The sequence below is a fragment of the Gordonia gummivorans genome (assembly GCF_022513585.1).
Classification (GTDB): domain Bacteria; phylum Actinomycetota; class Actinomycetes; order Mycobacteriales; family Mycobacteriaceae; genus Gordonia.
Genome location: NZ_JAKWBF010000015.1, coordinates 101,402 through 121,872, shown reverse-complemented (window position 1 = coordinate 121,872; position 20,471 = coordinate 101,402). Strand labels below are relative to the sequence as shown.

Here is a 20,471-nt window from a genome sequence, read left to right as displayed (position 1 = left end):
TCGTGGTGACGAGGTCCAGGTCGTTGGTGCGCGCGGTTTCGGTGCTTTTCGGCCTGTCGCTCCTTGCCGGATTGGTCTCGGCATGTGGCGACGACGGGCCGCCGTCCATCAACTACGTCGTCGACGCGCGGGTGATCACCTACAACGCCAACACGGTGTCGGGCAACTCCGACGGCGCCCTCATGGTGACCGGTCGTCTCTTGCCCGGGTTCAGTCTGCTCGGCCCGCAGGGGCAGGTGGTGCCCGACCGCGATGTCGGCGTGGTGACCCGCGTACCCGGCTCTCGTCTGACGCTGCGCTACGAGTTCGACCCCGAGGCGGCGTTCTCCGACGGCGTCGCTCTCGACTGTGACGACCTGCTGCTGGCGTGGGCGGCGATGAGCGGGCGGTTCGACGGCTTCACCCCCGCCACCACCGCGGGTTATCGCGACATCGAATCGGTCGACTGCGCGGCCGGGGAGCGGACCGCGACCGTCACCTTCAAGCCCGGTCGTGAGTACCAGGACTGGGCGGCGCTGTTCGGTGCCGGCACGATGATGCCCGCCCATGTGGTTGCGAGCGACGCCGGCATCGCCGACATCGTCGACCCCATCCGAGCGGGCAACGACGACGTCATCCGGCGGATCGCCGGTGCGTGGAACAACGGATTCCCGCTCGTGCCAGGGCCGATCGACGCGGCCCGCCTGCCTGCGTCTGGACCTTTCCGGGTCGACCGGTACTCGCGGACCGACGGGTTGGTGCTCGTCCCCAACGAGAAATGGTGGGGGGATCGCCCCAAAGCCGGGCGCATCGTCGTGTGGGGCCGCGGAACGGACGCCACGCGGAGGCTCCCCGACGGCCGATTCGACATCGCCGACATCACCACGGGCATGGTCGACGCGGAGGTGTCCGGGTCGAGTCCGACGAATCCCGCTCGAGCGCTCGCCGTGGAACAACTGGTCCTGGCCGATCGCGGAGTCTTCGCCGACGTGCGTGTCCGTCGGGCATTCGCGTCGTGCGTCCCGCGCGATGGGTTGGCGCGACAGTTCGGGGCAGGTGCACGGATGTGGAATCAGCGGATCCTCGCACCCGCCGACAATCTCGCCGGCCAGATAAACAACGAATTCGGCCGCGCCTACCAGCGGCCCGACCTTCCTCGCGCCCGCAACCTTCTCGAGCAGCGTCGGCAGGGCGCAGGGGCGGTGCGGGTGCGGATCGGCTATCTCGGCCCGACGGCCCGGTGGCAGCAGATGGTTCGGGTGATCGCCGACTCCTGTGCACGAGCCAACATCACCGTCGAGGATGTGTCGACACCCCAGATGGGTCCGACGGAACTCGGTCGAACCGCGGACGCTTTGCTCGTCGCGTCGGGAGCGACGTCGGCTGCGGCCGGAGCCGCAGATCCGACACGCGACGCCTATGCCCTGCGCGGGGCGGTGACCCGCTCAACCTGTCCGACTTCCGTGACCCGCAGGTGAGTCGGGCCGTCGACCAACTCGCGGTGTCGGACTCGGTCACCGAGCGTCTGCCACTGATCCGGGCGATCGAGAACGCTGCGTGGACGGCCCTCCCGTCGATCCCGCTGTTCGCTGCTCCCCGCGTGTACCGGTGGAATGATCGGGTGGGCAATGTGGTTGCCGGGCTCGGACGTTCGGGTACCGGCTGGAATATGGATCGGTGGTTTCTGCGGTGAGTGATCGATGATGAGTGATCAATGCGCGGGGGTTCGTTGATGGGCACGTCATCTCCGGATACGACCGGGCCTGCGCTCACCCGGGCGCGTGCGGCCATCGATCGTCACGCCCGACGGGTGGCCGACTTCCCGAGCCCGGGCATCGCGTTCAAGGACCTCACACCGGTACTCGCCGACGCCGCCGGCTTGTCGTCGATCGTCACCGCGTTGACCCACGGCTGCCGTGACATCGACCTCGTCGCGGGTATCGATGCGCGCGGGTTCCTGCTCGGCGGCGCTGTCGCTCGTGAGCTCGGTGTCGGTGTCCTCGCCGTTCGCAAGGGCGGCAAACTTCCCCCTCCGGTGAAGTCGGTGAGCTACACCCTCGAGTACGGCACGGCAACCCTCGAGATCCCGGCGGACGGCATCGACATCAGCGGACTACGAGTGCTCCTGGTCGACGACGTCCTGGCGACCGGCGGAACGGCCGTCGCCGCCGCGGAGTTGCTGAACGGTTCCGGGGCTCGTGTCGTCGGGGTCGCGGTGATCATGGAACTCGGCGGGCTCGACGGCCGCGGCACCATCGCGCGCGGGCTGGGGACCGACCTCCCGGTGCATTCGGTCGCGGTCGACTGATCCCCGGAGTGCGTGACCGACCCGCCGGCCGTCGGAAATCTGTACCTGGAAGCCCGACCACGTGCATGGTGCACATGGTCGGGCTGAGGGGTACAGAGATCCAACGGTGTGACATGGCGAATAGACTGGACCGATCGACAACGACCGCAGCGGGAGGAGCAGCCGATGACCGACGAACCCGACATCGTCGCGCGGGACTCCGGAACAGTCGTCCGCAACGGTGCTCCCGCCGACACCGAGCTCGGCGCCCACTCTGGCCTGGACACACCTGGCGGTGACGGCCGACGGTCGAACGACGCGACGACCACCGAGTCCGACAAGACAGGCCCGGACATGACAGGGCCGGACAAGACAGGGCCAGACCAGGCTGTGGCACCCGTGTCGCCACCGGCAACGGCCCCGGGCGCCGACACCGCCGACACGCCGCCTGCGCGACCGCAGGCGTCGCAGACGTCGTCGGCGTCGAGGCGGGTCCGCGCTCGACTCGCCCGCCGGATGACGGCGACCCGCAGCCAGGTAAGACCGGTCCTCGAACCGCTGGTGACGCTGCATCGCGAGATCTACCCGAAGGCCGATGTCGCGCTGCTGCAGCACGCCTACGACGTCGCAGATGAACGCCACAGCGGTCAGCGCCGCAAGTCCGGCGACCCGTACATCACCCATCCGCTCGCCGTCGCCACCATCCTGGCCGACCTCGGGATGGACACCACCACATTGGTGGCGGCGTTGCTCCACGACACCGTGGAGGACACCGGCTACACGCTCGACGCACTCGAGAAGGACTTCGGGCCCGAGGTCGCCCACCTCGTCGACGGCGTCACCAAACTCGACAAGGTGGCACTCGGCAGCGCCGCCGAGGCCGAGACCATCCGCAAGATGATCATCGCGATGGCGCGGGATCCGCGGGTGCTCGTCATCAAGGTGGCCGATCGACTGCACAACATGCGCACGATGCGGTTCCTGCCGCCCGAGAAGCAGGCGCGCAAGGCGCGTGAAACGCTGGAAGTCATTGCGCCGCTTGCGCATCGGCTGGGGATGGCAACCGTCAAATGGGAACTCGAGGACTTGTCCTTCGCGATCCTGCATCCCAAGCGGTACGAGGAGATCGTGCGTCTGGTGGCCGATCGCGCCCCGTCCCGGGACACCTATCTCGCGCGGGTGCGCGCCGACATCAACAACGCGTTGTCGGGGGCACGGATCAACGCGACGGTGGAAGGTCGCCCCAAGCACTACTGGTCGATCTACCAGAAGATGATCGTCAAGGGCCGCGACTTCGACGACATCCACGACCTGGTCGGCATGCGGATTCTGTGCGAAGAGGTACGCGACTGCTACGCGGCCGTCGGCGTCGTGCATTCGCTGTGGCAGCCGATGGCCGGCCGGTTCAAGGACTACATCGCCCAACCGCGGTTCGGCGTGTACCAGTCGCTGCACACCACGGTGATCGGACCCGAGGGAAAACCTCTCGAGGTGCAGATCCGGACCGAGGAGATGCACCGCACCGCAGAGTTCGGTATCGCCGCGCACTGGCGCTACAAGGAGGGCGGTTACAAAGACCGCAAGCGTCGTTCCGACATCACCGAGATCGACGACATGGCCTGGATGCGGCAACTGCTCGACTGGCAGCGGGAGGCGGCCGACCCGGGCGAGTTCCTGGAGTCGCTCCGCTACGACCTCGCGGTGCGGGAGATCTTCGTCTTCACCCCCAAGGGCGACGTCATCACGCTGCCTGCCGGTTCCACGCCGGTCGACTTCGCCTACGCGGTGCACACCGAGGTGGGTCATCGCTGTATCGGTGCCCGCGTCAACGGTCGTCTGGTCGCCCTCGAGCGGCAGCTGGAGAACGGTGAGGTGGTGGAGGTCTTCACCTCCAAGGCGCCCAACGCCGGACCGTCCAAGGACTGGCAGTCGTTTGTGGTGTCACCACGCGCCAAGGCCAAGATCCGGCAGTGGTTCGCCAAGGAGCGTCGCGAAGAGGCCCTGGAGACCGGCAAGGACGCGATCGCCAAAGAGGTCCGCCGCGGTGGCCTTCCGCTGCAGCGATTGATGAGCGCCGAATCGATGGCCGCAATCGCCAAGGAACTGCGCTACAACGACGTCACCGCGTTGTACACGGCGGTCGGGGAGAACCACGTGTCGGCACGGCACGTGGTCAACCGGCTGGTCGCGGCACTCGGCGGGATCGACGACGCGGCCGAGGAGATCGCCGAACGGTCCACCCCGTCGACCATGCCGACACGCGCGCGGCAGGGCGGTGACGCGGGCGTCGTCGTCGAAGGTGTCGACAACGTCGTCATCAAGCTCGCCAAGTGCTGCACGCCGGTCCCCGGCGACGAAATCCTCGGATTCGTGACCCGCGGCGGCGGGATCAGCGTGCACCGGACCGACTGCACCAATGCGGAATCGCTGCGCCAGCAGGCCGAACGCATCATCGACGTCGCGTGGGCGCCGTCACCTGAGTCGGTGTTCCTGGTGGCCATCCAGGTCGAGGCCCTCGACCGCCACCGCCTGCTCTCCGACGTCACCAAGGTGCTTGCCGACGAACGGGTGAACATACTGTCGGCCTCGGTCACGACCAGCCGCGATCGCGTGGCCATCAGCAAGTTCACCTTCGAGATGGGCGACCCCAAGCATCTCGGTCACGTGCTCAACGTCGTGCGCAACGTCGAGGGTGTCTACGACGTCTACCGGGTCACCTCGGCCGCCTGAACGGCCGAGGTGACGGCGGCGTCAGTCGACTGTGGCGGTCTGGATCTCGACCGGCAACTTGGGTCGCCCGTCCTGTGCCTGACCGGCCGGACCCGGGGTGATGCCGCCCGCGTAGATCTTGTCGAGCACCGCCAGCCCCGCCTCGTCGACCTTGCCGACGACGGAGTAATCCGCGGCGAGCTGGCTGTCCTGGATCACCAGGAAGAACTGGCTGGAGCCGGTGTTGGACGCCTGTCCGCTGTTGTTGCTGTTCGCGATCGCGATCGTGCCGCGCGGGTAGATCACCGGTCCGGCACCGCCGTACGGGCTCGGGGGCCCTGCGGGCTGCAGGTTCGTCGGCGGTTCGTCGGGGCTCGCCCATCCTGGGCCGCTCTGCCCGGTGGCGGTGGGATCGCCGCACTGCAACACCTTCAGCGATGCGCCGGTGGTCATGCGGTGACACGGGGTGCCGTCGTAGAACTTGTCGTCGATCAGCGAGATGACCGCACCGGTGTTGCACGGTGCCGACGCGTGGTCGAAGGTGACCGGGATGGCGCCTTGATTGGTGTTGAACGAGCCCTGCGTCGTACCCGAATTGGGTTGCTTGTCATCGGGTTTCGGCACCGTGCGGATCTTGGCCTGGCCCAGCCGGACGGCCTCGTTGGTCTCGGTCGCGAACTTGCGGTACAGCTCGTACTGATTCGGCTGCACCTGCGGCGGCGGCTGCACCGGGACGGTCTGCAGGTTGTTCGGCTTGTCGGTGTAGGTGCAGTCCTTGTGAGCGGCGTTGAACCGGTCGGTCTGGATCTTGTCGACGATGAAGTAGGTCGCGGTGCCGACGATCGCGATCACCACTGCAGCAGACACCGACGAGATGATGATCTTGCGCTTCTTGCGTGCCCGCTGTTCGGCGTCGAGGCGTGCCTTCAGCTTGCGCTTGGCCGCCTCGCGACGCTCGGTGTTGGTCGTCGTGCGGGTACTCGCCGCGACGACGGTGTCGGCGTCCGCCGTGTCCTTCTTGTCATCCACGCCGTCGGTGTCCCCGCCGTCTTTCTTGCTGACGTCCTTCTTACTGACGTCGACCGTGGTGGCGTCATCGTCGGTGACGCTGTCCGGGGTGTCGCTGTCGGGGTCCAGTTTGTCCTTGGGATCGGTCGGATCGCTCGGCTCTTTGTTGCTCGACACGCTCTAACGCCCTCCTGATGCGCTGCGACGGTGACCGGGCAGTGGCGCCGGACACCCCATGCAGTCTGCCAGCACTGCCTGTGAACTTCGCGCACCGGGTCGAATGACACAATGGTCGACATGCTGATCACCGGATTCCCCGCGGGGATGTTCCAGACGAACTGCTACATCGTCGCGTCAGGTCCGGGGAGTGACGCGGTGATCGTCGACCCCGGCCAGGATGCGGCCGCCCGGGTGCGCGAGTTGCTCGCCGAGAACGATCTCACGCCCGTCGCGGTCCTGCTCACTCACGGGCATCTCGACCACACCTGGAATGCGCAGGAGTTGTGTGACGAGTATTCGATCCCGGCCTACATCCATCCGGCCGATCGGCCGATGCTCGCCGATCCCGGCAAGGGTCTCGGACGCGCCCTGGCTCCGATGGTCGGTGCACTGCGTTTTCGCGAACCGGAGAAGGTGATCGAATTCGTCGACGGCGAGCCCGTCGAATTGGCCGGCCTGCGGTTCACCGTCGACCTCGCGCCCGGCCACACACAGGGTTCGGTCCTGTTGGGTCTCGATGTGCCGGTCGTGGCGCAGGACGCGGCGCCCGACTCCACCCCGGAAGTGATCGGGGTGTGCTTCGCCGGTGACGTCTTGTTTGCGGGGTCCATCGGGCGCACCGACCTGCCCGGGGGAGATCATCAGCAGTTGCTGACGTCGATCGCGACGAAGCTGCTGCCGTTGCCCGATGACACCCAGGTGTTGCCCGGGCACGGACCCCAGACGTCGATCGGTGCGGAACGGGCCACCAACCCGTTCCTGGTCGATCTCGCACCGCAGGGCGACCCGTCGTCGTCGGCGGCAATCAAGAAGGGACGATTCGGACTGTGAGCGGAGGCTTTCAGGCGCCTCGGGGCATTCCCGACTACTACCCGCCGGCATCCGCGGATTTCCGGCGCGTGCGCGACACCCTCACCGACGCGGCGCGTCGTGCCGGATACGGCCACATCGAACTGCCGGTGTTCGAGGACACCGCGTTGTTCGCCCGCGGCGTCGGCGAGTCCACCGATGTGGTGAGCAAGGAGATGTACACCTTCGCCGACCGCGGCGACCGTTCGGTGACGCTGCGCCCCGAGGGCACCGCCGGCGTGATGCGCGCGGTGATCCAGCACGGCCTCGACCGCGGGCAACTGCCGGTGAAACTCAGCTACGCCGGCCCGTTCTTCCGCTACGAGAAGCCGCAGACCGGTCGTTACCGGCAACTGCAGCAGGTGGGCGTCGAGGCGATCGGCGTCGACGATCCGGCGCTGGACGCCGAGGTGATCGCGATCGCCGACGAAGGGTACCGGCGGCTCGGGTTGTCGGGCTTCCGCCTGGAGATCACCTCGCTGGGGGACGACGAGAGTCGGCCTCGTTATCGAGAAGCATTGCAGCAGTTCCTCTTCGGGCTCGACCTCGACGAACCGACCCGGCAGCGGGCACAGATCAACCCGTTGCGGGTCCTCGACGACAAACGGCCCGAGATCAAGGCCGCGACCGCCGACGCGCCGCTGCTGATCGACTACCTCACCGACGACGCGCGGGCCCACTTCGACCTCGTATTGGCCCACCTCGACCGTCTCGGGGTGCCCTACGAACTCAACCCTCGTCTGGTGCGCGGCCTCGACTACTACACGAAGACCACCTTCGAGTTCGTCCACGATGGACTCGGTGCGCAGTCCGGCATCGGTGGCGGCGGACGTTACGACGGTTTGATGAAGCAACTCGGCGGCAAACAGGACCTGTCCGGGATCGGCTTCGGTCTCGGTGTCGACCGGACCATGCTGGCTTTGGAGGCCGAAGGTGTGGCCGGTGTCGAGGCCGCGCGATGCGCGGTCTTCGGTGTGCCGCTCGGAGCGGCCGCCAAGGCCGAATTGGTCGGCGTCGCAGGACAACTGCGTGCCGCCGGAGTCAGCGTCGACCTGGCCTACGGCGACCGCGGGCTCAAGGGCGCGATGAAGGCCGCGGACCGTTCCGGTGCGCGATTGGCGCTGGTGCTCGGGGACCGTGAACTGGAGGAACGGGTGGTCGAGGTCAAGGACCTCACCAACGGGGAGCAGCGTCGGGTGTCGCTCGACCGAATCGTCGACGAGGTGGTCGGCGCGCTCGCCGGTTGACCGCGCTAACGCGTCTGCCTCTCCCGCTCCCTGCGCCTGGATCCGTGGAAGCGTCTCGAAGGATGTCCGCAACGACGCAGACCGGCCCACCTCCGCTCCCTGAGGTGCTCGAGGCGCTAGTCGAGAGCCTCGAAGGGCTGGTGAGACAGGGCAATTCGGTGACCAAGTAGCGACGGTCACCAGGCCTTCGAGGCTCCTCGCCAGCGCTCGTCGCACCTCAGGCAGCGGAATTTCGGGCTCAGCTCTGCCTTCCACGGATCGGGGCCGAGGTGCGAGCGAAGCGGCGGAACGACGCCGGGGGCGGCCGTCAGCGGGCCATCTCGGCCGACAGGACGTCGAGGGTCACGCCGCCCAATGCCAGTGCGCGAGTGTGGAAGTCCTTGAGGGTCCAGTCGGGGTGGGCGGCGAGTGCGTCGGTCCGGGCCTGTTCCCACACCCGCTGTCCGAGTGCGTAGGACGGGGCCTGGCCGGGCCACCCGAGGTAGCGGTCGAGTTCGAACCGGAGCACCGCGGCGTCCATCGCCACCGAGTTGTTGAGGAACACCCATGGCTTCTCGGCATCCCAGACACCGCCGCCGAGCGACGCGGGAGCCGGTAGTCCGCAGTGCACGCCGATGTCCACCACAACCCGGGCGGCACGGAACCGCTGACCGTCGAGCATGCCCATGCGGTCGCCCGGATCGTCGAGCCAGCCGAGTTCGGCCATCAGACGTTCGGCATAGAGTGCCCATCCCTCGCCGTGGCCCGAGGTGAAGGACGCGAGTTTGCGCCAGGAATTCAGATCGGGATCGACAATCGACGAACCCAGTTGCAGGTGATGGCCGGGCACACCCTCGTGGTAGACGGTCGTCTTCTCGCGCCACGTGTGGAAGACCGTCTGACCCGGGGGCACCGACCACCACATGCGGCCCGGGCGTGACAGGTCGGCCGTCGGCTGGGTGTAGTAGATGATCCCGGTTGCCGACGGGGCGAGACGGCATTCGAGCCGAGTGAGTCGTTCGGGTATCTCCACATGACGTCCGGCGAGGCCCGCCACCGCGGCGTCCGACGTCTCCTGCATCCACGCGACGAAGGCGTGACGATCGTTGATCTGGTACTGCGGCAAGGTGTCCAGGTGCTCGAGCGCCTCGGCGACCTCGCCGCTCGTCACGAGATCCGCTGCGATGGTGCGTTGTTCGGCGACGATCGCGTCGAGCCGGTCGAACGCCCAGTGATACGCCTCGTCCGGGTCGATGTCGGCGCCGAGATAGACCGGGAGATGGAGCAGGTACCGGTCGCGGCCGACGCCGTCGGCGACCTGGGCATCGTGCAATACGTCGGATCGAAGATGGTCGGCAAACCGGTGGAACGCATCGTCGGCTGCGTCGAGTGCGCGGCGAAGGGAATGCGACATTGCCGGATCAGCAGCGATCGACGACGTGTTCGCGGCAATCGCCCGCGCGGCGCCGACGGCCTGCTCGGCGACTCGTTCGACCTGTCTGCGGGCCAACGGCGGCCCGAATCTGCGCCGGTGTTCGAGACCGTCGACAACGGATTCGAGGCACGCCGGAATCCCTGCGACGCGCTCGACGAACACCTCGCGTTGCTCCTCGGTATCGGTGGCCATGAGGTCGAAGATGTCGCGGATCGCCTGCAGCGGCGACGCGATGACATTGCACACCCCGGTGCTCTCGCCGGCGTCGGCCAGCGCGATCTCACGTGTCAGGGTCGCGCGCATCGTGGCGACGGTCACGGCGTCGACATGGTCGGCGATCGGGGCCACGCCCAGCGCTGCGAGGGTGTCGGCGGCCGCGGCCCGACGGCCGGCCTGCGCGGCAGCAGAGAAATCGGTGAGTAGATGATCGTGCTCGGCGATGCCGACCTCGGTGGCGAACAGCGGATCCAGGGTGGCCAGCCGGTACAGGTGACGTTCGGCGACGGCGTCGACCGCGGTGGGTGAGCGTCTGGCATCCTCAGGAGCCGGGATCGTCGTCACAGGTCGTTGGTGGCGAAGGTGTCACATTTGCGTGGGTCACCGGACTGGTAACCGATTCCGAACCAGCGGGACCGTTGCTCGGCGGACCCGTGGGTCCAGCCCTCTCGGTTGGAGTTGGCTCCCTGGATGGAATCGTCGCCGATGGCCTTGGCGGTCTGCCCGACACGCTGGATGTCGGCCGGGGTGAGTGGCTTGAGCAAGGCATCTCCGCTGCCATCGTCGGCGTGGTTGGCCCAGACCCCGGCCAGACAGTCGGCCTGCAATTCGATGCGTACCGACCCGTTGTTGCCCATCCGCTGTCCCTTTGTCAGCACGCCGGTCAGGTTCTCGACGTGATGTCCGAACTCGTGGGCGATCACGTATTCCTGGGACAGGGCGTCGTTGCTGCCACCGAGTTGACCGACGAGAACATCGTCGAAGAAGGTCGGATCGACGTAGACGGTCTGGTCGGCCGGGCAGTAGAACGGACCGGTGGCCGACGTCGCGGCACCGCAGCCGGTGTTCACCGAGCCCGAGAAGACCTTGGTGCGCGGGGCGGTGTAGCCGTCCATCAGGTTCGGCCACACGACGTTGAGGCTGGCCGCGGTCGCCTTGATCCGGCAGATCGCGTCCCCCTGATTGGCCATCTCGTAGGTGCAGGAGGCCAGATGCTGATCGATCGCGGTCTGCGACGACGTGGTCGAACTCTGGTCGTTGGTCGAGTTGCCCAGGATCTGTCCGGGGTTCACCCCGAACAGCAGGGCGACGATTGTGATGATCAGGCCGGCGCCGCCGCCGAGTGCGATGCGCCCACCGCCGCCGCGCACCTCCGCCACCGGAGACGTCGGCACCCTCGATCGATCCACTGCCTTGGAAGGTCACCTCCTGATTCTGGCACGTGCGACTCGGTTTCCCCGGAGATTGTCGCGACGCCGATTCCCCGCGCCGCGGCGAGCGTCGTTTCCGGTGGCCGGGTGTGGCGTGCCTGCGGGGATGGGGCACCATGGAATACCGGTCAGGTGCACGAGTGTCGTGCGCCGCCGCGCCCGCTTTGATCTCTCTGGGGAAGGACCCTTCAGTGCTTCGCACGCATTCCGCAGGTTCGCTTCGTCGCGCCGACGCGACGCAGACCGTCACCGTCGCCGGCTGGGTGGCGCGGCGTCGAGACCACGGCGGTGTGGTGTTCATCGATCTGCGCGATTCCACCGGACTCGTGCAGGTGGTGTTCCGCGACGAGGCGGTGGCCGCCGCGGCGCACCGGCTGCGTGCGGAGTTCTGTGTCGCGGTGACCGGCGTCGTCGAGGTGCGGCCCGACGGCAGCGAGAACCCCAACCTCGCGTCGGGTGAGATCGAGATCAACGCCGCCTCCCTCGAGGTGCTCAACGAGTCGGCGCCGCTGCCGTTCCAGCTCGACGAGACGCCCGGTGAGGAGACCCGCCTGCGCTACCGCTACCTGGATCTGCGCCGGGAGGGGCCCAGTGCCGCGATCCGTCTGCGCTCCAAGGTGAATGCGGCCGCGCGTGGCGTGCTCGCTGCACACGACTTCGTGGAGATCGAGACCCCCACCCTGACGCGGTCGACGCCGGAGGGCGCCCGCGACTTCCTGGTGCCCGCACGTCTGCAACCCGGCACTTTCTACGCCCTGCCACAGAGCCCGCAGCTGTTCAAGCAGTTGCTGATGGTGGCGGGCATGGAACGCTACTTCCAGATCGCGCGCTGCTACCGCGACGAGGACTTCCGCGCCGACCGCCAACCCGAGTTCACCCAGCTCGACATCGAGATGAGCTTCGTCGACCAAGACGACGTGATCGCGCTGGCCGAAGACGTCCTGGTGGCGCTGTGGCGGCTGATCGGGGTGGAGATCACCACACCCATCCCGCGCATGACCTACGCAGACGCCATGCGCCGATTCGGTTCGGACAAGCCCGATCTCCGCTTCGGCATCGAGTTGGTCGAGTGCACGGAGTTCTTCTCCGACACCCCTTTCCGCGTCTTCCAGGCCCCCTACGTCGGTGCGGTCGTCATGCCGGGTGGTGCCTCGCAACCGCGCCGGCAGCTCGACGCGTGGCAGGAGTGGGCCAAGCAACGTGGGGCCAAGGGGCTCGCCTACGTCCTCGTGCAGGAGGACGGCACGTTGGGCGGACCGGTGGCCAAGAACCTGTCCGACGCGGAGCGCGACGGTCTCCTCGCCCACGTCGGCGCCGCCCCGGGTGACTGTGTGTTCTTCGCAGCGGGCCCCGCCAATGCCCAGCGAGCGTTGCTCGGTGCCGCGCGCGGCGAGATCGCGTCCCGTCTGGGGTTGATCCCCGGCGCCGGGAGCGAAGCGAGCGGGCCGAATACGGACAGTGGGGCCTGGGCATTCACGTGGGTCGTCGACGCGCCGCTGTTCGAGCCGGCCGGCGACGCCACCGCATCCGGCGATGTCGCGGTGGGCTCGGGGGCGTGGACCGCGGTGCACCACGCGTTCACCGCACCCAAGCCCGAGTCGGTCGACGCGCTCGAGACCGATCCCGGATCTGCGCTGGCCTACGCCTACGACATCGTGTGCAACGGCAACGAGATCGGCGGCGGCTCCATTCGTATCCATCGTCGCGACATCCAGGAACGGGTGTTCGCGATCATGGGGATCGACCATGACGAGGCGCAGGAGAAGTTCGGCTTCCTGCTCGACGCGTTCGCGTTCGGCGCGCCGCCGCACGGCGGCATCGCCTTCGGCTGGGACCGCATCACCGCCCTGCTTGCCGGCGAATCGTCGATTCGCGAGGTGATCGCGTTCCCCAAGTCCGGCGGTGGCGTCGACCCGCTCACCGACGCGCCGGCCCCCATCACGCCGGAGCAGCGCAAGGAGTCGGGCATCGACGCCAAGCCGGTGGTCCGTGCAGCGGCAGGGGAGAAGGCGCCTGGAGCCGAGCCGACGGCCTGATGTCGGGCTCCTGACTTCGACGGTGATCTTGGGTACACCCGGCCGCGAGCCGGACTCTGTCCACTCGGCATCTGCGTCTCATGTGTGATGAGATTTCAGACCATGGGTAGTAGGTTTCGGGGCTCGAGTCGGGAGGCGATCAGGTGACGATCAAGGTTGCGTTGGAACATCGGACGAGCTACGCATTCGACCGCCCGACGACGATCCACCCCCATGTGGTGCGGCTGCGGCCGGCACCCCATTCGCGCACGCCCATCGAGGCCTACTCGCTCAAGGTCGAACCGGGCGATCACTTCCTCAACTGGCAGCAGGATGCGTTCAGCAATTACATGGCGCGCCTGGTGTTCCCGGACCCCTCGACGACGCTGAGCATCACCGTGAGTCTGGTCGCCGACCTGACCGCCATCAACCCGTTCGACTTCTTCATCGAAGACTGGGCCGAGCACTACGGGTTTGAGTATCCCGAAGACTTGCACGCAGATCTCGAGATCTTCCTGAGGCCCGTCGGCGTGACCGAAGGGGAGTTCGCCGGGGCCCCCGTCCACCCGTCGATAGCCGCGTTCGCCGCCGAGCACAAGCCGGTCGGCAAGGTCCGCATCATCGACTTCCTGGTCGCCCTCAACCAGGCGGTTCGCGACGCTGTCGGGTACACCGTTCGACTCGAGTCCGGTGTGCAGACACCGGAATTCACGCTGTCGAGTGCCATCGGGTCGTGCCGCGACTCGGCCTGGCTGCTGGTCGCGCTGCTGCGTGAGCTCGGTCTGGCGGCCCGGTTCGTCTCGGGATACCTGGTCCAGCTGACCTCCGACGTCAAATCCCTCGACGGCCCGTCGGGTCCCGACGCGGACTTCACCGATCTGCATGCCTGGACCGAGGTGTACCTGCCCGGTGCCGGTTGGGTCGGCATGGATCCGACGTCGGGTCTGTTCGCCGGTGAGGGCCACATCCCGCTGGCCGCCACACCGAATCCGGGCGGTGCGGCGCCGATCACGGGTGCGACCGGTCCGTGCCACGCCACCCTCGACTTCTCCAACACGGTCACCCGGTTCCATGAGGATCCGCGGGTCACCTTGCCCTACACCCCCGATCAGTGGGATCGGGTGGTGCAACTCGGCGCCAAGGTGGATGCGCTGATGAAACGCCGGGATGTCCGGCTGACGATGGGCGGCGAACCGACGTTCGTATCGATCGACAACCAGACGGACCCGGAGTGGACCACCGCCGCAGACGGTCCGCACAAGCGCCTGCTGGCCTCGCGGCTGTCCGAACGACTTCGCGAGGCATACGCGCCGTCCGGACTCGTCCAGCGCAGCCAGGGCAAGTGGTATCCGGGTGAACCCCTGCCGCGCTGGCAGATCGCGTTGATGTGGCGCGAGGACGGCGAGCCGATCTGGCGCAACCCCGACCTGCTGGCCGATCCGTGGGCGACCGCCGAGGATTGCGCCCGCAGCATCGACGTGGAGACCAGTGGACCGTCGCCGGATTCGCCCGGTGACGCGACACCGGCGCAGAAGCTGCTGACGGCGTTCGCGAAAGCCCTCGGCCTGCCGACCGAGCAGGTGCTCGCCGCCTACGAGGACCCACTTGTCCGGATGGGGGAGCTCGTGGCCCTGCCACCGGGCAAGCCCAGCGCCGATCCGACCGTGCAGACGGCCCGTGCGGCCGCACTGGCCGAGGCCGCAGCGGAGGCGGAGGACGACGAGGACATCGACCCACCCGCCGACTCGACCGCCGCACGAGAAGAGCTCCTGGCCAAGCTCGACGCCGCGGTCAATCAGCCCACCGCATATCTCCTGCCGCTGAGCCGTTCGGAGGACGGAACCGCATGGCAGAGCGCCAAGTGGACCACCCGCCGCGGACGTGTGGTGTTGACCCCCGGCACGTCGCCGGCCGGCCTGCGTCTGCCGCTGAACTCGCTCTCGTGGGGGCCGGCCCCGACATTCTTCGAGGCCGATCCGACCGCGCGCCCCGACGATCTACCTGCCGATCCCGCCGCGGCACTCGGCCACAAGGTCGTCGAGGCCGACCCGAAGGAGTTCCTTCCGCGGACGGCGCTCGTCGCCGAGGTGCGTGGTGACGTGTTGCACGTGTTCATGCCGCCGACCTCGGAACTCGAGGAGTTCCTCGCCATCATCGGCATCGTCGAGGAGGCGGCCGAGGCCACCGGCACGCCGGTCGTCATCGAGGGCTACGGTCCACCCGCAGACGGTCGACTGACGAGTCTCACCGTGACCCCCGATCCGGGTGTCATCGAGGTCAACATCCAGCCGACCAGCAGTTTCGCCGAGCAGTCGGAGTTGCTGGAATCGCTCTACGACCACGCGAGGCACGCTCGCCTGGGCACCGAGACCTTCGACCTCGACGGAAGCCACGGCGGCACCGGCGGCGGCAACCACATCACCCTGGGTGGCACCACCCCGGCCGACTCACCGATGCTGCGCCGCCCCGATCTGCTCGTCTCGATGCTCACGTACTGGCAGCGGCACCCCTCGCTGTCCTATCTGTTCTCGGGCAAGTTCGTCGGCACCACCTCCCAGGCACCCCGGGCCGACGAAGGCCGGGAATCGTCGCTCTACGAGCTGGAGATCGCTTTCGCCGAGATCGACCGGCTGTCGGCGAAGGGCGCGTTCGGCGGCGAGACCGAGGCACCGCCGAATCCGTGGGTCACCGACCGGGCGCTGCGTCACCTGCTCACCGACATCACCGGCAACACGCACCGCGCCGAGTTCTGCATCGACAAGCTCTACAGTCCGGATTCGGCTCGTGGCCGACTCGGATTGCTCGAGTTGCGCGCGTTCGAGATGCCGCCTCATCACCAAATGGCGATGGTGCAGTCGCTGCTGGTGCGCAGCCTGGTCTCGTGGTTCTGGGAGAACCCGTACCGCAGCCGGCTGATCCGGCACGGCGCCGACCTGCACGGCAAACATCTCCTGCCGCACTACGTGATCGCCGACATCGCCGCGGTCGCCGAAGAACTGCGTGCCGCGGGTTATGCCTTCGACACATCGTGGCTCGACCCCTTCACCGAATTCCGGTTCCCCCGGCTGGGTACCGTGCAGATCCGCGACCAGGAGGTCGAGCTGCGCGGTGCGATCGAGCCGTGGAACACCCTGGGCGAGGAGTCGACCGGCAGCGGCACCGCACGATACGTGGACTCCTCGATCGAGCGGGTGCAGGTGCGCGTACTCGGTGGCGAGGACGACCGATTCCTGTTGACCTGCAACGGATATCCCATCCCGCTGCGCTCCACCGGGCGAACCGGCGAGCGGGTCGCGGGCATCCGGTTCCGCGCTTGGCAGCCGCCGAGTGCCCTGCATCCGACGATCTCGATCGACACCCCGTTGACTTTCGACCTGGTCGACACGGTCAACGGCCGGTCGATCGGTGGCGCGACCTACCACGTGATCCACCCCGGCGGTCGCGCCTACGACCGTCCGCCGGTCAACGCGGTCGAGGCGGAATCGCGCCGCAACGGGCGTTTCGAGGCATCGGGACACACCTCGGGCACCGTCGACACCGGACTGCTCCGTGAGCGACAAGCACGCCTGGCCACCGACTTCGGGGTCCCCGGGATTCTTGATCTGCGGCGGGCACGTACAGTTCTCCGGTGACTGTTTCGTCGGGCGAGACGCCCGGGGTGTTCGATCGGTATCGCACCGATGGCGGCACCCTGTTCGACGTCGAACAGTTCGGCGCGCCGGCATCGGGCACGAGCGGCCGGCACTACGACGAGATGCTGGACCCGACCGGCGGTGTGCGACCCGCGTGGGAAGAACTGGCATCCGGCTATCGGCTGCGCGGAGATTCCCGACTCCAGGTTGCCGCGGCGCGTCTGGCGACCGCGGTCAGCGACGACGGTGTCGTCTACAACGATTTCGACGGCCGGCAGACGGTCACCCGCGACTGGCAGGTCGACGCCGTCCCGCTGATCATCGACGGTGTCGAGTGGGCCGAGTTGGAGAAGGCCCTCACGCAGCGGTCGATGCTTCTCGACCTGCTGCTGCGTGATCTCTACCGTGACCAGCGCACGATCAGCACCGGACTGATCCCCCCGGAGATCGTCTTCGGTCATCCGGGGTACATCCGGAAGGCCGCCCGACTCGAGGTGTCCGGTCCGCACGCCTTGTTCATGCATGCTGCCGACATCGCCCGCACCTCCGACGGCCGGTTCGTGGTGTACGGCGACCGCACCCAGGCGCCGTCGGGCATCGGCTTTGCCATCGTCGACCGCCGGCTGGTGTCGCGCACCTATCCGCAGCTGTTCCAGTCGTGTGCGCCCCGCCCGATGACGACGTTCGCGGGCACCCTGCGGTTGGCGCTGTTCGACTACGCGCCGCCGGGGGTGGACGACCCGACCGTGGCGGTGCTGAGCCCGGGCAGCATGTCCGAGACGGCCTTCGATCAGGCCTACCTCGCCTCCGTGCTGGGTTTCCCTCTGGTGGAGGGCGCCGACCTGACCGTCCGGGACGGCGCCGTGTACATGCGGTCGATGGGTCGCTACAAGAGGGTCGACGTCCTGCTCCGACGCCTCGACGCTGCGTTCGCCGATCCGCTCGATCTGCGCACCGACTCCCGGCTGGGGGTCACCGGTCTGGTGGAGGCGATCTCCCGCGGAAATGTGACCGTCCTCAACACGCTCGGCAGTGGTGTGCTCGAGAATCCGGCGTTGCACACCGTGCTCGAGCGGATTGCGCCGGCACTGATCGACGAGGAACTCGCGCTCGGCTCGGTGACCACGTACTGGGCCGGCGACGACCGAGAACGATCGAAGATGCTCGCCGATCTCGGTGGCCTGGTGCTCACCAACATCCGGACCGGCGAAGAACACATCGGGGCCTATGCCGACAACGCCACCCGGGAGGACCTCGCCGCCCGCCTGGACGTCGAGTCCTGGCAGTGGGTCGGCCGAGCGCTCGAGCAGTACTCGGTGGCACCGACCATGACGCCCGGAATCCTGCCCGGCCCTCCGGGGTCCCCGGTCCGGGCTGCGCCGGTCTCGCTGCGCGTCTTCAGCGTCGCCCAGGGTCCGAGCTATGCGGTGCTGCCCGGCGGGCTCGGTTCGGTACTTGCCGACGGTGTGGCGGGTGCCGCTCATCAAGCGGTCGCCGCCAAGGACGTCTGGGTGACCAGCGCCGAGGTCGGTGGGCACGTGTCGCGCCGACCGGAGTCGCGGACCGAACCGGCCGAGGAAATGGCGGTCATCCGCACCAACCGTCCGGCAGCCATCGGCTACTCCGATGTGGCCGCCGCCGCGAGCCCGCGGGTTCTCGCCGACCTGTTCTGGTTCGGCCGGTACGGGGAACGCACCGAACTGGTCACGCGGATGGCCAAGGTGTCGCGCGAGCGCTATCAGGACTTCCAGTACCGCCCGTGGATGACCGGAACCGCCGCCGTACCACTGCTGCTGCACGCGGTCGCGACGGTGACCGGCACTGCCGGCTACCTGGCAACCGCGGATCTGTTGAGCTCCGGGACCGACACTCCGCCATCGCCGGAGCAGGTCAACGAGGCGATCGTGAAGATCGCCGATCTCACCATCGCCCGGGCGATCCCGGGCACCGTCGCCCACTCGGTGGACCGGCTGGTCGGGACCGTGCGCGCCGTCCGCGACCAGATGTCGACGAGCACGTGGATGGTGCTCACACCGGTGGAGCGGGCGGTCGAGGCGTTGACGCGTCAGGTCACGCGTGCCCGCTCGGAGCCGACCGCCCCGGGCGGCATTCTCGGCGACGCCGCACTCGATCTCGGCCCGGACCTCGCCCGCACCCACGAGGAGATCCTGCACGGCGTGCTGGCGCTGTCGGGTCTGCAGTCGGAGTCGATGGTGCACGACGCCGGCTGGATGTTCATGGACGTCGGCCGGCGCATCGAGCGTGTCATCACCCTCGCCGATCTGACCGTCGCAATGTTCGGACAGGCCCGCGACATCGACATCGAACAGGCACTGCTCGAGTCGTATCTCACCGCGAGCGAGTCGTCGGTGATCTACCGGCGACGTAATCGCGGTATGTATCAGTTGGCGTCGGTGGCCGAGTTGTTGCTGTTCGACGAGACCAACCCCCGGTCGATGATCTACCAGCTCGACCGGATTCGACGCGATCTGGCCGGTGTGCCCGAAACCCTGCGTTCGGCGGGCTGTGAGCGGTCGGTGGAGGAGATGATCGCCGGATTGCGCCGCAGCGACCCGGCCGACCTGGTGCACGTCGACACCGCGCGGCGTCGTGGCGATCTCGTCGAGCTCATGACGACACTGCGCGACGGTGCCAAGGAGCTGTCCGAGTTGCTGACGCGGACGCGCTTCGCGCCGCCTCGCCAGGCGCAGCCGATCTGGGGTGGTGGGGAATCGTGACCGCGCCCCGCCGCTACCGCGTACTGCACCGAACCTGCTACACCTACGACGACGAGGTGTCCTCGTCGTACGGGCGCTGCTATCTGACGCCGCGCGAGCTGCCGCATCAGCGTGTGCACACCAGCAGCGTGAAGATCGATCCGGAGCCCGACGACCGCTCGACCGGCGTCGACGTGTACGGCAACAACGACACCTACTTCCACGTCCGATCGCCGCATCGAGCGTTGGAGGTGACCGCGGAATCACTGGTCGACGTGGACCCGGTGGATCCGCAGCTGCTGCTGTCCGACGCCGCCCGAGGACCTTGGGAGGCCGCGCGTCCCGAGCGAGGTCTCGCGGCCGAGTTCGTCCTGGATCTGGACCCGCCGGAGATCAGCCCGGCCGTGGTCGCCTACGCGGCATCGGTGTTCACCCCGGGGCGTCCGCTGATCGAGGCGATCACCGACCTCACCACCCGTATCTTCACCGACTTCACCTACCGGTCCGGTTCTACCGCCATCAGCACCAAGGTCGACACGGTGATGGCACGGCGCGAGGGCGTCTGTCAGGACTTCGCTCGCGTGGCCATCGCCTGTCTGCGATCGGTGGGCCTCGCCGCGCGGTACGAGTCGGGTTACCTGGCCACCGATCCGCCGCCGGGACGCGAACGCATCTTCGGTGCCGACGCGAGTCACGCGTGGGCTGCCGTGTGGCTGCCCGGCGATCGCTGGATCGCCTTCGACCCGACCAACGACAAGCTGGTCGACGAACGACACGTGACCCTCGCGTGGGGACGTGACTACGACGATGTGCCGCCCTTGCGCGGTGTCATCTACACCGAGTCCAAGAAGAGTCGAATCGACGTCTCCGTCGACGTCAGCCCCCTTTCGCAGGACGACCCTGCAGGGGTGGTCGAACTCGGCGAGAGCCGGTGATCAGCGCGGTTGTCGATCGTTCGACGGACATGA

10 protein-coding genes and 2 pseudogenes are annotated in these 20,471 nt (G+C 67.8%); 9 read left to right on the top strand and 3 right to left on the bottom strand.

The features are described 5' to 3' along the window. Positions 1 to 2 precede the first annotated feature (2 nt). The 3 genes and pseudogenes from MKW15_RS13045 (at position 3) to MKW15_RS13035 (ending at position 4,996) form a co-directional block, all read left to right on the top strand. Positions 3 to 1,672, top strand: a pseudogene (locus MKW15_RS13045) (ABC transporter substrate-binding protein). A gap of 39 nt (positions 1,673 to 1,711) precedes the next feature. Beyond that, the gene (locus MKW15_RS13040) at positions 1,712 to 2,287 is read left to right on the top strand and encodes an adenine phosphoribosyltransferase (RefSeq protein WP_240858589.1); all 576 of its coding nucleotides are present in this window, start codon (positions 1,712 to 1,714) and stop codon (positions 2,285 to 2,287) included. A 333-nt stretch (positions 2,288 to 2,620) separates the two neighbouring features. Further along, entirely contained in the window at positions 2,621 to 4,996 is a 2,376-nt protein-coding gene (locus tag MKW15_RS13035; protein WP_374247085.1) for a RelA/SpoT family protein, read from the top strand. Between the two features lie 21 nt (positions 4,997 to 5,017). On the opposite strand, the gene MKW15_RS13030 is transcribed toward MKW15_RS13035, so the two are convergent. Continuing rightward, a complete protein-coding gene (locus MKW15_RS13030) occupies positions 5,018 to 6,004 on the bottom strand; it encodes a peptidylprolyl isomerase (protein ID WP_240858682.1) in 987 nt (328 codons plus the stop codon). Positions 6,005 to 6,280: 276 nt separating this feature from the next. Between MKW15_RS13030 and MKW15_RS13025 the strand changes: the two genes are divergently transcribed. Both MKW15_RS13025 and hisS read left to right on the top strand, forming a co-directional pair. Continuing rightward, on the top strand, positions 6,281 to 7,033 hold the full coding sequence (locus MKW15_RS13025; protein ID WP_240858579.1) for an MBL fold metallo-hydrolase: 753 nt from the start codon (positions 6,281 to 6,283) through the stop codon (positions 7,031 to 7,033). Continuing rightward, complete coding sequence (hisS, locus tag MKW15_RS13020; RefSeq protein ID WP_240858574.1) at positions 7,030 to 8,298, top strand: histidine--tRNA ligase; 1,269 nt, start codon at positions 7,030 to 7,032, stop codon at positions 8,296 to 8,298. Before MKW15_RS13025 ends, hisS begins: the two co-directional genes overlap by 4 nt. 307 nt (positions 8,299 to 8,605) lie before the next feature. On the opposite strand, the gene MKW15_RS13015 is transcribed toward hisS, so the two are convergent. Continuing rightward, positions 8,606 to 10,264: a DUF885 domain-containing protein gene (locus MKW15_RS13015; protein WP_374247082.1), complete on the bottom strand. Its 1,659-nt coding sequence runs from the start codon at positions 10,262 to 10,264 to the stop codon at positions 8,606 to 8,608. A 5-nt stretch (positions 10,265 to 10,269) separates the two neighbouring features. Next, positions 10,270 to 11,134 (bottom strand): annotated as a pseudogene (gene ypfJ, locus MKW15_RS13010) (KPN_02809 family neutral zinc metallopeptidase). A 196-nt stretch (positions 11,135 to 11,330) separates the two neighbouring features. Between ypfJ and aspS the strand changes: the two are divergent. The 4 genes from aspS (at position 11,331) to MKW15_RS12990 (ending at position 20,438) form a co-directional block, all read left to right on the top strand. After that, entirely contained in the window at positions 11,331 to 13,175 is a 1,845-nt protein-coding gene (aspS, locus tag MKW15_RS13005; protein WP_240858556.1) for an aspartate--tRNA ligase, read from the top strand. Positions 13,176 to 13,318: 143 nt separating this feature from the next. Then, the gene (locus MKW15_RS13000) at positions 13,319 to 16,786 is read left to right on the top strand and encodes a transglutaminase family protein (protein ID WP_240858552.1); all 3,468 of its coding nucleotides are present in this window, start codon (positions 13,319 to 13,321) and stop codon (positions 16,784 to 16,786) included. 26 nt (positions 16,787 to 16,812) lie between these two features. Then, positions 16,813 to 19,524 carry a circularly permuted type 2 ATP-grasp protein gene (locus MKW15_RS12995; RefSeq protein WP_240858676.1) on the top strand — a complete coding sequence of 904 codons (2,712 nt, stop codon included), beginning with the start codon at positions 16,813 to 16,815 and terminating at the stop codon, positions 19,522 to 19,524. Further along, the gene (locus tag MKW15_RS12990) at positions 19,521 to 20,438 is read left to right on the top strand and encodes a transglutaminase family protein (protein WP_240858550.1); all 918 of its coding nucleotides are present in this window, start codon (positions 19,521 to 19,523) and stop codon (positions 20,436 to 20,438) included. The genes MKW15_RS12995 and MKW15_RS12990 overlap by 4 nt, the downstream gene beginning before the upstream one ends. Positions 20,439 to 20,471: the final 33 nt, after the last annotated feature.

Coding starts and splice junctions, on each gene's coding strand:
- MKW15_RS13040 (WP_240858589.1), top strand. CDS start 1,712: ATGGGCACGTCATCTCCGGATACGACCGGGCCTGCGCTCACCCGGGCG.
- MKW15_RS13035 (WP_374247085.1), top strand. CDS start 2,621: ATGACAGGGCCGGACAAGACAGGGCCAGACCAGGCTGTGGCACCCGTG.
- MKW15_RS13025 (WP_240858579.1), top strand. CDS start 6,281: ATGCTGATCACCGGATTCCCCGCGGGGATGTTCCAGACGAACTGCTAC.